The 15,075-nt window shown below is 72.3% G+C and carries 13 protein-coding genes; 8 read left to right on the forward strand and 5 right to left on the reverse strand.

Annotation, left to right across the window (positions count from 1 at the left end; translation table 11 throughout):
- Positions 1-59 precede the first annotated feature (59 nt).
- The 6 genes from DLJ58_RS10720 to DLJ58_RS10745 all read left to right on the forward strand — a co-directional run bounded on the left by DLJ58_RS10720 (position 60) and on the right by DLJ58_RS10745 (position 4,870).
- Positions 60-1,058, forward strand: coding sequence for a helix-turn-helix transcriptional regulator (locus DLJ58_RS10720; RefSeq protein WP_124855337.1), 999 nt, complete (start codon positions 60-62; stop codon positions 1,056-1,058).
- Positions 1,055-2,110 (forward strand): helix-turn-helix transcriptional regulator, encoded by a 1,056-nt coding sequence (locus DLJ58_RS10725; RefSeq protein ID WP_124855340.1) that lies wholly within the window; start codon positions 1,055-1,057, stop codon positions 2,108-2,110. Before DLJ58_RS10720 ends, DLJ58_RS10725 begins: the two co-directional genes overlap by 4 nt.
- Positions 2,111-2,120: 10 nt before the next feature.
- The gene (locus DLJ58_RS10730) at positions 2,121-2,366 is read left to right on the forward strand and encodes a hypothetical protein (protein WP_124855343.1); all 246 of its coding nucleotides are present in this window, start codon (positions 2,121-2,123) and stop codon (positions 2,364-2,366) included.
- A 159-nt stretch (positions 2,367-2,525) separates the two neighbouring features.
- Positions 2,526-2,840: a Sec-independent protein translocase subunit TatA gene (gene tatA, locus DLJ58_RS10735; protein WP_124855346.1), complete on the forward strand. Its 315-nt coding sequence runs from the start codon at positions 2,526-2,528 to the stop codon at positions 2,838-2,840.
- 18 nt (positions 2,841-2,858) lie between these two features.
- Positions 2,859-3,809 (forward strand): twin-arginine translocase subunit TatC, encoded by a 951-nt coding sequence (tatC, locus tag DLJ58_RS10740; RefSeq protein ID WP_124855349.1) that lies wholly within the window; start codon positions 2,859-2,861, stop codon positions 3,807-3,809.
- Positions 3,810-3,946: 137 nt separating this feature from the next.
- Positions 3,947-4,870, forward strand: a complete 924-nt coding sequence (locus tag DLJ58_RS10745) for a diacylglycerol kinase family protein (RefSeq protein WP_124855352.1) — start codon at positions 3,947-3,949, stop codon at positions 4,868-4,870.
- Here DLJ58_RS10745 and DLJ58_RS10750 read toward each other — a convergent pair.
- Together DLJ58_RS10750 and DLJ58_RS10755 are read right to left on the reverse strand one after the other, a co-directional pair.
- A complete protein-coding gene (locus DLJ58_RS10750) occupies positions 4,833-5,750 on the reverse strand; it encodes an EamA family transporter (RefSeq protein WP_124855355.1) in 918 nt (305 codons plus the stop codon). The two genes, DLJ58_RS10745 and DLJ58_RS10750, sit on opposite strands and share 38 nt — an antisense overlap.
- A gap of 83 nt (positions 5,751-5,833) precedes the next feature.
- On the reverse strand, positions 5,834-6,592 hold the full coding sequence (locus DLJ58_RS10755) for an HAD family hydrolase (protein ID WP_124855358.1): 759 nt from the start codon (positions 6,590-6,592) through the stop codon (positions 5,834-5,836).
- An 86-nt stretch (positions 6,593-6,678) separates the two neighbouring features.
- On the opposite strand from DLJ58_RS10755, the gene DLJ58_RS10760 reads away from it, so the two are divergent.
- On the forward strand, positions 6,679-9,480 hold the full coding sequence (locus tag DLJ58_RS10760; RefSeq protein WP_124855361.1) for a DEAD/DEAH box helicase: 2,802 nt from the start codon (positions 6,679-6,681) through the stop codon (positions 9,478-9,480).
- Between the two features lie 166 nt (positions 9,481-9,646).
- On the forward strand, positions 9,647-10,531 hold the full coding sequence (locus DLJ58_RS10765; protein ID WP_124855364.1) for an MHYT domain-containing protein: 885 nt from the start codon (positions 9,647-9,649) through the stop codon (positions 10,529-10,531).
- A 42-nt stretch (positions 10,532-10,573) separates the two neighbouring features.
- Here the strand turns inward: DLJ58_RS10765 and DLJ58_RS10770 are convergent, their stop codons facing one another.
- The 3 genes from DLJ58_RS10770 to DLJ58_RS10785 form a co-directional block, all read right to left on the reverse strand.
- Positions 10,574-11,446, reverse strand: a complete 873-nt coding sequence (locus DLJ58_RS10770; protein ID WP_244218879.1) for an endonuclease/exonuclease/phosphatase family protein — start codon at positions 11,444-11,446, stop codon at positions 10,574-10,576.
- A 129-nt stretch (positions 11,447-11,575) separates the two neighbouring features.
- Positions 11,576-12,520, reverse strand: a complete 945-nt coding sequence (locus DLJ58_RS10780) for an NHL repeat-containing protein (RefSeq protein ID WP_124855368.1) — start codon at positions 12,518-12,520, stop codon at positions 11,576-11,578.
- Between the two features lie 160 nt (positions 12,521-12,680).
- Positions 12,681-15,014, reverse strand: coding sequence for a beta-L-arabinofuranosidase domain-containing protein (locus tag DLJ58_RS10785; RefSeq protein WP_124855371.1), 2,334 nt, complete (start codon positions 15,012-15,014; stop codon positions 12,681-12,683).
- Positions 15,015-15,075: the final 61 nt, after the last annotated feature.

Consider the following 15,075-nt stretch of genomic DNA (forward strand, 5'->3'; position numbering starts at 1 on the left):
TGTGCGGCACGCCCGCGTGGGTGCACGGTGTGGGCGGGTCGGCTGCTAGCGTCTACCGCGTGTCGCGGACCCGCACCGAACGCCTGGTCAACCTGGTGATCTGCCTGCTGTCCACGCGACGGTTCCTGACCGCCGCGCAGATCGCCGCGACCGTGCCCGGTTACGAGCACGATCCGGAGGACGCGCGCGACCACGAGGCGTTCCAGCGCAAGTTCGAACGGGACAAGGCCGAGCTGCGTGAGCTGGGTGTGCCACTGGAGACCGGCACGGCGAGCGCCTTCGACGCCGAGCCCGGTTACCGGATCGCCCACCGCGAATACGCGCTGCCCGACATCCTCCTCGAACCGGACGAGGCCGCCGCGGTCGGCATCGCCGCCCGGCTGTGGCAGCACGCCGGGTTGGCCGCCGCCGCATCGTCGGGGCTGGCCAAGCTGCGTGCCGCCGGCGTGGACGTGGACCCGCAGGCGACCCTCGGCCTGGAGCCGATGGTCACCGTCGACCCGGCGTTCGCGCCGCTGACCGCCGCCGCCCGGGACCGCCGCGAGGTGGGGTTCGACTACCGGGTGCCCGACCGCGACGCGCCCAGCCGGCGGCGGCTGCAACCGTGGGGCGTGGTCTGCTGGCGCGGCCGGTGGTATGTGGTCGGCCACGACCAGGACCGGGAGGCGACCCGCTGCTTCCGGCTGTCCCGGGTCGTCGGCGCGGTCCGGGTGACCGGCGCACCCGGAGCGTACGAGCCGCCGGCCAACGTCGACCTGATCAGCCACGTGGCCCGTTGGTCGGGTCCGGTGGAGCGCACCGGTCGGGCCACCGTGCTGGCCACGCCGGGGCGGGCCGCCGGGCTGCGCCGCTGGGCGGTGGAGGTGACCGCCGGGCCGGACGGCGACCGGCTGGTCCTGCCGTACGCCGACCCGGACGGGCTGGCCGGGCATCTCGTCGGCTACGGCCCGGACGTGCGGGTCCTCGACCCACCGGAGGTCCGCGAGGCGGTCATCCAACGACTCAAGGAGATCGCCGTGCGCCACGACGAGCTGGCCGTCGGCGGGGGTGCCCGGTGACCCGCCCGGCCGCCCGCAGCGGTTCCCGCGCGTCCGCCGACCGGCTGGCCCGGCTGCTCAACCTGGTGCCCTACCTGCTGGCCCGGCCGGGCATCGAGATCGCCGAGGCGGCCGGTGACCTGGGCGTCACCGAGCGCCAGCTCCGGGAGGACCTGGAGCTGCTCTGGGTGTGCGGGCTTCCCGGGTACGGCCCCGGTGACCTGATCGACATGGCGTTCGACGGTGACCGGGTGACCATCACCTACGACGCTGGCATCGACCGGCCGTTGCGACTGACCCCCGACGAGGCCCTGGCACTGGTGGTGGCGCTGCGGATGTTGGCCGAGACGCCCGGGGTGGCCAACCGGGAGGCCGTCGAACGGGCCCTCGCCAAGATCGAGGCCGCGGGCGACCTGGTGGGCGCGCCGGTGGCGGTCCGGTTGCCCGGGGACACCCCGCGGGTCGAGGCGCTGCGCGCCGCCGTGGAGGGCGGCAAGGCCCTGCGGATCACCTACTACACGGCCGCCCGGGACGAGACCACCGAGCGCGTCATCGACCCGCTGCGGATGCTGATGGTCGGCGGTCGGGCGTACGTGGAGGCGTGGTGTCGGCGCGCGGAGGCCGTCCGGCTGTTCCGCGCCGACCGGATCGACGCGGTCACCGAGCTGGACGAGCCGGCCACGGTGCCGCCGCAGGCCGTACCGCACGACCTCACCGAGGGCGTGTTCCGCCCCTCGGCCGACCTGCCGTTGATCACGCTGCGCATCGGCCGGGGCGAGCGGTGGATCACCGAGTACTACCCGTGCGAGCGGGTGGAGGCCGGCGACGGCGACCAGTGGCTCGTCTCCCTGAGGGTCACCGACCTGGGGTGGGCCCGCCGGTTCGTGCTGGGCCTCGGCCCGGAGGTGACCGTGGTCGCCCCGGTCGAGTTGGCCGAGCAGGTGCGGGCGACGGCGGCCGCCGCGCTCGACGCCTACGCCGTGCCCGCGCCCACGGCTGTGCCCCGGCCGCCCGAGGTCGATCCGGAGCGCGCGCCGTCGGGTGACCCGGCGGTGGCCGGCCGCACCCAGTAGGCTGACCGCCGTGCTGATCTGGATCGTGCTTGCTGTGGTGCTGCTACCCCTCGTGGTGCTCGCGTTGGCCGTGCGCCCGGTGCTGGCCAGGCTGCCCCGACTGCGCCGCGCCGCCGTGGCGTTGCAGCGGCGGGCCGCCGAGGCCGAGGCGCTGCGGGACACCGCCGAGGCGCTGCAACGGCGTGCCGAGGAAGTCCAACGTCGGCTCGACACCACATCCCAGCGACTCGCGGTGATCAAGGCCAAGCGCGGCTGATCGGGTACGCACCCGGCGATGGTTGACGGATCATCGCGGGTTGGTCAAGACTTCACCCTCCTGCCCAGACCACCACCACCCGGTGGGTGGCGGGCAGCCGATCCGCACGTACGATGGGCTGCGTACCACCCCCCGGACACAGAGCGACTGGAGCTTCTCATGGGTGCCCTCAAGCCGTGGCACATCGCTGTTCTCGTGGTTGTGCTGATCCTGCTCTTCGGTGCGAAGCGGCTCCCCGACGCGGCCCGTTCGCTGGGTCGATCGCTGCGGATCATCAAGGCCGAGACCAAGAGCCTGCAGGACGACGACCGCGACCTCGCCGAGAAGGCCGACGCGCAGGCCGGCTACCAGCCGCTGCCGCCGCACGCCGGGCAGCAGGCGCCGTACGCTGGCCAGCCGCAGCAGGCCCCGTACCAGCAGGCGCCGCCGCAGCAGCCGGTCGTCGACCCGGTGCACCGCGTCCGCGACAACTGACCGAAGGGCCCCACTCCCGTGGCCTTCGCACTGCGTAAACGCGGCCCGAGCACGTTCGAACGGGCCGCCGACGGCTCGATGACGCTCATCGAGCACGTCCGTGAGCTGCGCAATCGTCTCTTCCGCGCGTCCGTGGCGATCCTGATCGGGTTCGGCCTCGGTGTCTGGCTGGCGGATCCGGTGCTGCACCTGCTCCAGCAGCCCTACTGCGACCTTCCGCAGGCCAGAGTCGTCAACGGCAAGTGCGAGTTCGTTCAGCTCGGGCCGGCCGACCTGTTCCTGCTCCAACTGAAGGTCGCGCTCTGGGTCGGCTTGATCGTGGCCGCGCCGGTCTGGCTCTACCAGCTCTGGGCGTTCATCGCGCCGGGCCTGCACCGGCACGAGCGGCGTTACGCGTACTTCTTCACCGCCCTCGCCGCGCCACTGTTCGCGGCCGGTGCGGTGCTGGCGTACTTCGTCACGGCCAAGGGCCTGGAGTTCCTGCTCAGCATCTCCGACAGCGAGATCAGCACGACACTGGAGATCACCAAGTACATCTCCTTCGTCACCAACCTGATCCTGTTGTTCGGGGTGGCGTTCGAGTTCCCGCTCGTCGTGCTGATGCTCAACTTCGTGGGCATCGCCAGCGCGAAGCGGTTGCTCAGCTGGTGGCGCGTGGCGATCTTCGTGTTCTTCGCGTTCTCCGCCGTGGTCACCCCGACACCGGACCCGTTCGGGATGACGGCCCTGGCGATCTGCCTCTCCGCGCTCTACTTCGGTGCGGTGGGCATCGCCTTCCTCAACGACAAGCGGCGTGGGCGCGGCAAGGAGATCTACGCCGGCATCGACGACGACGAGGTGTCGCCGTTGGAGTTCGACGCGGACCCGGTCGTGGCCGGGCAGCGGGTCGACTCGACAGCGCCGATCGGCGTACCCGAACCGGTCGCCCCACCGGCGCCGATCGAACGCCGCTACGACGACATGACCTGACGGCCTCGCGCCGACCGGTCCACCGACGCCGTCCCCGTTTACCGGGGGCGGCGTCGTCGCGTCACCTCGCGCGTCGGCGGCGGAACTGATGGTGACAGCACCTGCCCCTGGTGAACGGCGGGTGTCCGACCGGTACGGTGCTGCCCGTGACCGCAGACGATCACCTGCCCGGCCCGGTCGCCGTGCTCGCCAACCCGACCGCCGGTCGTGGACGGCACCGCGCGTTGCTGCCCCGGCTGCTGGACGGCTTGGCGGCCGCTGGGCGGCCGATCCGGTTGCTGCCGGCGTCCAGCCGCGCCGAGGCGGAGGCGGCGTGCCGGAGCGCCGTCGCCGAGGGCGCCGGCGCGTTGGTGGCGGTCGGTGGGGACGGCACCGTGCACCGGGCGTTGCAGGCGGTCGCCGGGACCGCCGTGCCGTTCGGCCCGATCCCGGCCGGCACCGGCAACGACTTCGCCCTGGACACCGGCTTTCCGGCCGACCCGCTCGCTGCGGCGGCGGTGATCGCCGAGGCGGTGCGCGACGGCCGCAGTCAACCGGTCGACCTGGCCCGGATGGTCGGGGTCGGCGGCGTCGAGCGCTGGTACGGGGCGGTCCTCGCGGCCGGGTTCGACGCAATCGTCAACGAGCGGGCCAACCGGATGCGCTGGCCCCGCGGCCCGCGCCGATACGACCTGGCGATCCTGGTCGAGCTGGCCCGGCTGCGCCCACGCCGCTACACGCTGCGCCTCGACGGGGTTCCCCACGACCTGGACGCGGTGCTCGTGGCGGTGGGCAACTGCCCCACGTACGGCGGTGGGATGCGGATCTGCCCCGACGCGGACCCGACCGACGGGCTGCTCGACGTGGTGGTGGCGGGTCGGGTCGACCGGCGGACCCTGATCCGGGTGAAGCCGCGCATCTACCAGGGCACCCACGTCAGCCACCCGTTGGTGCGCAGCTTCCGGGCCCGCACGGTGGAGTTGGCGGCCGAGGGCATCACGTCGTACGCCGACGGGGAACGCTCCCTGAAGCTGCCGGTGACGATCAGCGCGGTTCCAGGCGCCGTGCGGCTGCTGCGTTGACCCGTACCGCGCCGATGCTCGCGGCGATCACCAGCACGATGGCGGTGCACTCCAGCACTGTCAACTCCTGCCGCAGCACCAGCCAGCCGGCGAGCGTGGCGACGGCCGGGCCGAGGCTCATCAGCACCGCGAAGGTGGCGGTGGGCATCCGCCGCAGCGCCATCAGCTCCAGGGTGTAGGGCAGCCCGGAGGCGAGCACGGCGAGGGCTGCGCCGAGGGCCAGCACCGGCGGGTCGAGCAGCGCCGCGCCGCCGTCGACGATGCCCAGCGGCAGGGTGACCAGCGCGGCGACGGTCAGCGCCAGGGCCAGCCCGTCCGCGCCGGGAAAGCGGCCGCCGACCCGGGCGCTCAGCACGATGTACGCGGCCCACATGGCGCCTGCGCCGAACGCGAAGGCCACCCCGACCGGGTTCAGTCGGTCGAAGCCGCCCTGCCCGAGCAGTGCCACCCCGGCCAGCGCGAGACCCGCCCAGCCCCAGCTGGCCAGTCGGCGGGCGGAGAACACCGACAGCGCGAGGGGGCCGAGCACCTCGAGCGTCACCGCCGGGCCCAGCGGGATGCGTTCGATGGCCTGGTAGAACAGCGAGTTCATGCCGGCCAGCGCCAGCCCGAACGCGCCGGCCGCGAGCCAGGCCGACCGGTCGTGTCCGCGCAGTCGGGGCCGGCACACGACGAGCAGCAGCACCGCCGCGATGGTCAGCCGCAGGGTCACCGCGCCGGCCACCCCGGTACGCGGGAAGAGCAACGCGGCCACGGCGGCGCCGAACTGCACCGACAGGGCCCCGCCGAGCACCAGCCCCACCGCGACGACGCCGCCGCCCCGGCCTGGTGGCGTTTCTGCCGGTGCCGTCGTGGGCAGCAGGATCTCGGTCACGGGCACGACGGTAGGCCGTCCGCCCTGGCCAACCTGCGGCGGTGTCCACCGGCGTGACCAACGGTGGGCACGGGTCGGGTCAGTGCCGGTCAGCCTGGTAGGGCGAGGTCGAGCACCGCGCCCAGCCCGTTCTCCCGGCCCGGCTCGGCTGCCGGGAGCACCAGCGCCGAGCAGCCGGCGGCCACCGCGCCCGCGTCCGCCGGGGTGTCACCGACCATCAGGGTCTGCTCCGGGTCGACGCCCAGCATGCCGCAGGCACGCCAGAAGATCGCTGGGTCGGGTTTGCAGCGCCCCACCTCGTAGGAGAGCACGAACGCGCCGACCAGGTCGGTCAGCCCCCAGGCGTCGAAGTGTGGCCGCAGGTCGAAGCCGATGTTGCTGACCACCGCCACCGGCACCCCGGCATCGCGCAGCGCGGTCAGAGTGGGGGTGGTATCGGCGTACGGCAGCCAGCCCTCGGTGGTCAGCAGCCGCTCGTAGAGCGCGTCGGCGAAGCCGTCGATGCCGGCGTCGACGGTCTCGGCCAGCCCGGTGTACGCGCCCCGGTGAGCGTGTTGGTAGAGGTCCCGGTCGGCCCACAGTTCGGCGAGTCGGGGCGGCACCCGTGCCGGCAGCGGCCCGCCGGCGCGGCCGGCGGTCAGCAGTCGGTCGGCCAGCGAGGTGGCGCGGACGCGGTCCAGGGTGACGCCGCACGCCGCCGCGGCCTCCAACACCCACCGCTGGGGGTCCTCCACCTGGGCCAGGGTGCCGTGGAAGTCGAAGAGCACCGCCTTGACAGGGCGTCGGGACGCCCGGCGCTCGGCGGTGCCCGGCGGACTGGTCTGGGGCGGTTCGGCATGGTCCGGCACGCCGTGCACCCTACCGACCGCCCCCGAGCGTGCCTCCGGACGGCCTTGTGGGGTGACATGACTCGGCACGCACTAATCTTGGTGCCATGTCGAGCCCCGCCGAGCGGTACGCAGCGGCGCGCCGCAAGGCCGCAGAAGCCGCACAGTTTCCGGCGCTGGACGAGTTCGCCCTCGATCTGGGGTTCGACCTCGACGACTTCCAGCGGGAGGCGTGTCAGTCGCTGGAGCGGGGCAGCGGTGTGCTGGTCTGCGCTCCCACCGGCGCCGGTAAGACGGTGGTCGGGGAGTTCGCCGTCCACCTGGCGTTGCGTGGGCGGCCCGACGACCCGGTGCCCGCCGCCGACGCGACCACCCCACCGGCCCGGCGCAAGTGCTTCTACACCACGCCGATCAAGGCGTTGTCCAACCAGAAGTACCACGACCTGGTCGCCCGGTACGGCGCCGAGCAGGTCGGCCTGCTCACCGGCGACAACGCGATCAACGGCGACGCGCCGGTGGTGGTGATGACCACCGAGGTGCTGCGCAACATGCTCTACGCGGGCTCCAGCACCCTCCAGGGCCTCGCGTACGTGGTGATGGACGAGGTGCACTACCTGGCCGACCGGTTCCGCGGTGGGGTCTGGGAAGAGGTGATCATTCACCTGCCCGCCTCCGTCACCCTGGTCTCGTTGTCGGCGACCGTCTCCAACGCCGAGGAGTTCGCCGACTGGCTGGTCACCGTGCGCGGCGAGACCGCCGTGGTGGTCAGCGAGCACCGGCCGGTGCCGTTGTGGCAGCACATGCTGGTCGGCAAGCGGATGTTCGACCTGTTCCACGACGCCGACGCCGCCCGCAAGCACGACGTGCACCCGGAGCTGCTGCGCTACACCCGGGAGACCGTGCGGCGGTTGGAGTTGGGTGAGGGGCGCAGCGCCGGGCCCGGCGCCGGTCGGCGTGGCCCGCGCTGGCGTGGCCCGTTGCGCCCGGACATCGTGGACCGACTGGACCGGGAGGGTCTGCTACCGGCGATCCTGTTCATCTTCAGCCGGGCCGGTTGCGCCGCCGCGGTGCAGCAGTGTCTCGCCGCCGGGCTGCGGCTCACCTCGGCGGAGGAGCGGGCCGAGATCCGCCGGGTCGTCGAGTCGCGGGTCACCGCCATTCCCGGCGAGGACCTGTCGGTCCTGGGCTACTGGGAGTGGCTGGACGGCCTGGAGCGGGGCCTGGCCGCCCACCATGCCGGCATGCTGCCGGTGTTCAAGGAGATCGTCGAGGAGCTGTTCGTCCGCGGCCTGGTCAAGGCGGTCTTCGCCACCGAGACGCTGGCGTTGGGCATCAACATGCCGGCCCGCTGCGTGGTGCTGGAACGGCTGGTCAAATACAACGGCGAGGCGCACGTCGACCTGACCCCGGGGGAGTACACCCAGCTCACCGGCCGCGCCGGCCGCCGAGGCATCGACGTGGAGGGGCACGCCGTCGTGGTGTGGTCCCCGGAGACCGACCCACGGCACGTGGCCGGGCTCGCGTCCACCCGCACCTATCCGCTGCGCTCCAGCTTCCGGCCGTCGTACAACATGGCGGTGAACCTGGTCGGCACTGTCGGCGCGGAGCCGGCCCGGGCCCTGCTGGAGTCCTCGTTCGCCCAGTTCCAGGCCGACCGGTCGGTGGTCGGCCTGGCCCGGCAGGTGCAGCGCAACACCGAGACCATCGACGCGTACGGCGCGGAGGCCGCCTGTCACCACGGCGACTTCGACGAGTACTTCGCGCTGCGGGTGGCGATCGCCGACCGGGAGAAGGCGATCGCCCGCCAGGGGCAGACCCAGCGCAAGGCCGCGGCGGTGGCCTCGTTGGAGCGGCTGCGCGTCGGCGACGTGATCCGGGTGCCGTCCGGCCGGCGGGCCGGGCTGGCCGTGGTGCTGGACCCGGCGACCGGTGGGTTCGGTGAGCCCCGGCCGCTGGTTCTCACCCAGGACCGTTGGGCCGGGCGGGTCAGCCCCGGCGACTTCACCACTCCGGCCGAGGTGTTGGCCCGGATCCGGGTGCCCAAGCACTTCAACCACCGGTCCCCGGGCGCCCGGCGGGATCTCGCCGCCGAGGTCAGCGGCACCGGTCTGGATCGGCACGGTGGCCGACGCGGCGGCCGTTCCCGGCAGGTGACCGGCGATGACCACCAGATCACCCAGCTCCGGACCGAGCTGCGTCACCACCCCTGCCACGCCTGCCCCGAGCGGGAGGAGCACGCCCGCTGGGCGGAGCGGCGTCGACGGCTGGAGCGCGACACCGAGGAGCTGCGCGAGCGTGTCAGTGGTCGTACGGGGTCCCTCGCTCGAACGTTCGACCGGATCGTGGCGCTGCTGACCGAGCGTGGCTACCTCGCCCGCGACGGCGCGGTCACCGACGCCGGTCGGATGCTGGGCCGGATCTGGACCGAGGCGGACCTGCTGGTCGCCGAGTGCCTGCGCCGGGGGGTGTGGAACGGGTTGTCCCCGGCCGAGCTGGCCGCCGCGGTGTCCGTGGTGGTGTTCGAGGCGCGCCGCGATGTCGACGAGCGGGCGTCGCTGCCGCGCGGGCCGGTGGCCGACGCGGTGGACGAGACCCTGAAGCTGTGGGGGGAGATCGAGGCCGACGAGGCGGCGCGAGGGCTGACGGCGACCCGGGAGCCGGATCTCGGTTTCGCCTGGCCCGTCTACCGGTGGGCCCGGGGCGAGGCGCTGGCCAAGGTGCTCGGCAGCGGTCACGAGATCGATGGTGAGATGCCCGCCGGTGACTTCGTCCGGTGGGCCCGACAGGTCGTCGACCTGCTCGGTCAGATTGCCGACTCTGGCGGTGCCACAACGGAGCTGCGGTCGACGGCTCGACAGGCTATAGCGGCCGTCAATCGAGGCGTTCTCGCGTACCACACGTCGGCCTGACGACCACGCTCAGTCATTTTCGTCGCTGAAATCGACGCAGCGGACGGTCACCGCGTCGGCACCCCTCGGATAGCCCGGAGGGCACTGTTGCGCCTGATCACAGCACCACTGATCATTGCCGAGGCGTCTTGTTGACGCGTGGGTAACGAATGGGGAGAAAGCCGCCGTGGCGGAGATCAATCACTTTGAGTACGGGTGGATCACGCCCGCGCTGAGCTACGCGCTGTCCGTGCTCGGCTCGATCCTCGGTCTGGTCTGCGCCGGGCGCATCCGCACCGCCCGGACGAACGGCCAGCGGGCGTGGTGGGGTCTGCTGTCGGCCTGGGCGCTGGGCGGCACCGCCATCTGGGCGATGCACTTCATGGCCATGCTGGGCTTCGCCGTGGAGAACACCCGGATCCGTTACGACGTGCCGCTGACCGCGGCCAGCACGGCCATCGCCGTGGTGGCGGTCGGTATCGGCCTGGCCATCGTGGGCACCGGCCGTCTGAATCCGGTACGACTGGTCGCCGGCGGCATCTTCACCGGCGCCGGGGTGGCCTCCATGCACTACACCGGGATGGCCGCCATGCGTCTCAACGGCAGCCTCGGCTACGACACCGTCCGGGTCGTGCTCTCGGTGGTCATCGCCGTGGTGGCGTCCACCGTCGCGCTGTGGCTCGCGATGACCGTCCGGCGGGGGTTGGCGATCTTCGCCTCCGCGCTGGTCATGGGGATCGCCGTCAACGGGATGCACTTCACCGGCATGAGCGCACTGTCGGTGCACCGCCACGAGCAGGCCGGTGAGGTGACCGGCGCCGGGGTGAGCACCCTGCTGGTGCCGATCGTGCTGGCGGTGCTCTTCGGCGTGGTCGGTCTGCTCTACGCGTTGCTCGCGGCTCCGACCGACGACGACCGGGCCGCCGCCGCGTACCTGGACGGGCGGCGACTCGCGGAACCGGCGCCCTCGACGCCCACCGCCGCTCCCGACCCCGTCGGGTTGCGCGCCCGCTCCACCCTCGGCCAGCCCGGTACTCCGTTCCCGTCCCGCCGGGACACGCCGCCGCGCTGACGTCGTGCGCCCCGCGCCATCCGCGCCCGCTGGGGAGGCGGATCAGGCCGGCCTCCGGCCGGGTCGGCTGCGGTCGATCGCGAGGGTGACCAGCAGCGCGGGGTGATCGGTCGTCCCGTGCATGGGCACCAGGCTGCGACAGCAGAGCGTGATGTCGGTGGTCGCCGTGACGTGTTGCAGTCGGCCGTCGTCGACCCGCTGATGGCCCGGCGGGGTGCAGGACCGCACGTCGGGGTCGTGGCCGGCGCGCAGGTTGAGGTCGCCACCCAGCACGGTGGGCTCGTACCCGGTGTTGCGGCCGATCGTCGGCAGGATGGTGTCGAGCAGGTGATCGCACTGGGTGAGCGCGACGCGGTAGCCGGTGGCCGACAGGTGCGTGGTGCAGGCCAGCAGGGCGCCGTCGACGTCGACGCAGAGCCAGGCCCGTTCCTCGGGGTCCGCGAGGTCCTGCGTCGGGTGGGTTCCGGCGTACACGGTGCTCGGGGTCCCCGGCGTCCGCACGTGGGTCAGCAGCCCGATGCCGAACCGTTGGCCGTCGCGACAGCGGGTGTCGTCGCCGCTCGGGCGATCGCCGGCGGCCTGGAACGCGGCCACGACCCTCCGCCCCGGGTGGACGCTCTGGAAGACGCCGTGCAGGGCGGACAGGTCGCCCGCGCAGATCTCGTTGAGGGTGACCAGGTCGGGTGCCTCGGTGCTGATCACCTCGGCGGCCCTGGCCATCGCTCGGCCGGTGTAGCAGCCGGCCCGGCCACTGTTGCAGAGGTTCAGCTGGAGCATCCGTAGGACCGTGGGCTGCGCGGCGTCGGTGCGCCCGGCCGGCCATGCGGCCGGCCGGTTGGCCGGGAGTGCGGCGGCGGCGAGTAGGCAGCCCACGGCCAGGGTCCGGCGCAGGAACCGGTACGGGCGGGCGGCCACACGGACTCCGGGGTGCACGAGGCGACAGTCGTCGCCGGGGCCAGTGATCCTACTGGCGGCCGAATCGGCGATTCGGATCCCGAGCGGTGGGCCGAGGGGGGACGCGCGGCGCGTACCCCCTCGGGTCGCTCAGTGGGCGCGGACCGCGACGACCGTGTAGGGCGTGGTGGGGGTCGGCGGTGTGGTGAACCGGGCGTTGGGCAGGTAGAGCCGGCCCAGCGCCTTGGCCACGGTGGTGGGTACGTCGAAGTTCGGATCGGTGATGGTGCCGGTGAGCGCTCCGGCGGTGCCGGCGTGGTTGAGCCGGACCACCGCGATCTGGTTGAGGCGGTTCTGCACGACGTAGAGGGTGCGGCCGAGAAGCAACAGTCCATCGCCGTTGGTGAAGGTGTGGCCCGGCACGTCGACGACGGTGCTCGCCCCGGTCGCCGGGTCGACCCGGTACAGGGTGCCGGTGCTGGACTGGACGACGATCAGCGCCCGGCCGTCCGGTGTGGGGGCGATGCCGTTGAGGTTCACCCCGGTGCCGACCTGCTCGTACGCACCGGTCAGGGTGATCGTGGTGAAGGCGTCGGCGGGCGGCAGCGCCCCACGGCGACCGAGCGGCAGCCGGTAGAGCACCGGCCGGTTCGAGTCGGTGAAGTATGCCGCGTCGCGGGTCAGCACGACGTCGTTGACGAACGTCGGGGCGGTGGCGAACTGGTAGCGGGCCAGCACCTCGCCGGTGCGGGTGTCGAGCACGCGAGCGTCGCCAGCCGTGCCGCCGGAGACGAAGAGCCGGCCACGTGGGTCGACCTTGAGGCCGAGCGACGGCGTGCCGGTGGCCGCGCCGATCGTCGTGCCCCGGCCGGTGACCAGGTCGACGCGCTGGATGGCACCGGTAGCGCGCGAGCCGAGGTAGGCGTACCGGCCGGCGGTGGCAATGCCCTCGGGCTGGAACCCGTCGGGTAGGGCGAGGACGGCCGGCGGCCGCCCGGCGGGGTGCGCCTGCGCCGGTGCGACGGCGACGGTGACGGTGACCAGCATGACGGCGGTCAACGCGCCGCCGAGCGTGGTGCGGAGGGGGCGGTTCACTGTGCTCCTTCCGGGCGGAAGCGGCACGAGCCGACACGTCCGCCACGTTCACTGGGGCCAGGACCCTCCCCACTGTACGACCGCTGGCGGGTGCCCGCTCGGCGTCACCGGCGCGGCCTTCGGGTGACCGCGCCGGTGAGCCCGTCGAGCGGGGCGGAGGTCAGGCGTTGCGGACCAGCCTCCACCGGTTGTCCGCGCTGCCGTTGTCCGGATCCTGCACGGCCTGCGCTCCCCAGGCGGTCGACGCGTTCAGGATCCCGAGGAGCTTGTTGCTGTTGACGTTGCGGATCTTGTAGGTGCCGTCGCCGTTGTCCACGAGGATCCACCGGTGATCGGCGGTGCCGTTGTCGGCCCACTGCAGGACCCGGGCGTTGTCGGCGGTGGACATGTTCTCCACGCCCAGGACCTTGCCGCTGTTGACGTTGCGGAACCGGACCGCGTTGCCGTCGGTGATGACCACCCAGTTGTGGTCCGCGGTGCCGCTGTCGCCCCACTGCACGGCCAGACCACCGTCGGCGGTGGACATGTTCTGGACACCGAGGACCAGCCCGGTGCCGACGTTGACCAGGCGGTAGCTGCCGGTGGGGCCGCCGCTGCCGCTGGTGTTCCAGTAGACCGTGTAGTTGTAGCCGTGGGCGTCGTAGAAGGGGGCGAGGTTCACCGTGGACCCGTTGGCGCTGGCGGTGAACGCGAGCGAGCTGGTGCTGGTCCGGGTGATCGAGGAGACGGTGAGGGTGGGCAGGGTGCTCAGGGCCGTGTTGCCGTAGTTGCCGGCCAGCACCGCGGGGCCGTACGTGACCGCGCCGACGTTGGCGTTGTCGTTGGCGGCCTTGACGGCGACCTGCATCGGCAGCCGCACGGTGATGGTGTCGCCGGCGGCCCAGGTGCGCGTGACCGTGGCGTAGCTGCCCGGTGTGGTGGTGACGTTCTCCACCGTGCCGTTGACGGCGATCGTCGCGCCGCTGGTCCAGGACGGGATCCGCACCCGGATGCTCCACGACCCGCTCATCGAGCCGGACAGGCTCAGCGTGGTGGTGTCACTGACCGGGAAGCTGGTGGTCTGGGTGACCGTGATGCCGCGCTGCGTCCAGTTCAGCACCGACGGCGTGAACAGGTTCACGCTCAGTGTGGTGCCGTTGTAGAAGTAGATGGAGTCCATCAACCTCGTGTTGATCTCCAGGCCGGTGCCCTGGCAGCACCAGAACGAGTTGTAGTCGGTGCTCCAGGTGCCGCCACCCCACGCCGGGCCCACACCGCGACGTCCGCCCGGCCGCAGCGGAGTGAAGTAGGTGATGTGGCCGTGGCTGTCGGCCGGGTTCTGCCCGCCGATCAGATGGTTGATCAGCGCGCGCTCGTAGAAGTCGAAGTAGTCCGCCCGGTTCGGGTCGAGCAGCCATAGCTCCCGGGTCAGCTTGAGCATGTTGAACGTGTTGCACTGCTCGCAGGTGTCGTTGCTGAGGTAGCCGGCGATCGCGTTGGGCGACCGGAAGTGCTCCGCCTGGCTGTTGCCGCCGATGGCGTACGTGTGCGCGCCGACGGTGATTCGCCACGCGTTGCTGGCGATGTCCCGGTAGCGGGTGGTCCCGGTGGCCTTGTACTCCCGGGCGGCGCCGATCCACTTGGGCACCTGCGTGTTGGCGTGCAGCCCGTTGAGCTGGTCCTGGCCGGAGGCCAGGGGGTTGAACACGGAGTTGTGGTCGAACCGCTGCGCGGTGGCGAGCCAACGGCTGTCGCCGGTCTGCTGGTAGATGTCGGCGAGCACGTCGTTCATGCCCCCGAATTCGGTGCCCAGCATCGACTGCATCTGGCTGGAGCTCAGCCGGCTGGTCCGGGTGTCGACCCAGCCGGCGAGGGACAGCAGCACCGTACGGGCCTGGGTGTTGCCGATGTAACGCCAGACGTCGAGCAGACCGGCGAGGGTCTTGTGGATGCAGTAGTAGGGCACGTTGCCGTTGGAAAGCGTCCGTGCCTCGAGCGCCGTGAAGTCGGACTCCGGGAAGCCGGAGAGGTAACCCGCGCCGAACCCGGCGGCGGAGTTGTTGGCCTGGCACTTGGCCAACTCGGCGACCATGTAGTTGGCCTTGTCCCGGCAGGTCGTGTCACCCAGCACCGCGTACGCGTACGCCCAGGCGCTCAGGAAGTGGCCCTGCATGTGGGTCCGGAACGGGAAGTTCGGCGCGTCCCAGCCCCCGTTGGTGGCGGCGCCGTTCGTGGACAGCCGGTGGTTGGCGCGGAAGTTGTAGAGCATCCGGTCGACGTCGACGAACCGCAGGTAGTTGAGCGTCCGGGTCTGGTTGTCCATCCAACGGCCGGAGCTGAGGCGTACCTGACCCGGGTCGAACGCGTACGCCGAGACGCCGATGTCGGACCGGGCCGGGGGCACGACGGCCGCGGACGCGCTCCCGGGGGAGACGGCGACCCCGCTCGCGGAGACCACCACGGTGGCTCCGGCGGCCTGAAGCAGGTGGCGGCGGCTGAGGGGCAGGGGTGGCATGGGGAACCTCCAGGTGGCCGGGTACGTCGGGCCCGCCATCGATGGCGGGCCCGACGTACCC

This window comes from Micromonospora arida (assembly GCF_003857035.1).
In the GTDB taxonomy this organism is placed as follows: domain Bacteria; phylum Actinomycetota; class Actinomycetes; order Mycobacteriales; family Micromonosporaceae; genus Micromonospora; species Micromonospora arida.